This is a genomic window from Faecalimicrobium dakarense, from assembly GCF_000499525.1.
Classification (GTDB): Bacteria; Bacillota; Clostridia; order Peptostreptococcales; family Peptostreptococcaceae; genus Faecalimicrobium; species Faecalimicrobium dakarense.
Window position 1 is genome coordinate 1 of sequence record NZ_HG529461.1, and the last position, 287, is coordinate 287.

Consider the following 287-nt stretch of genomic DNA (forward strand, 5'->3'; position numbering starts at 1 on the left):
CAGGGCGGATGCCTTGGCACTAGGAGCCGATGAAGGACGCGATAAGCTGCGATAAGCTTCGGGGAGTTGCACGTAAACTTTGATCCGAAGATTTCCGAATGAGGAAACTCACTTAGAGTAATGTCTAAGTATCGTTAAGTGAATACATAGCTTAGCGAGGGGAACCCGGGGAACTGAAACATCTAAGTACCCGGAGGAAAAGAAAGAAATTCGATTCCGTAAGTAGCGGCGAGCGAACGCGGAACAGGCCAAACCAATGAAGTTTTCTTCGTTGGGGTTGCGGACAT

Annotated in this window: 1 rRNA gene; it reads left to right on the plus strand. The window is 48.8% G+C overall.

Annotation, left to right across the window (positions count from 1 at the left end):
* A 23S ribosomal RNA gene (locus BN899_RS18385) occupies positions 1 to 287 on the plus strand; the annotation flags it as partial.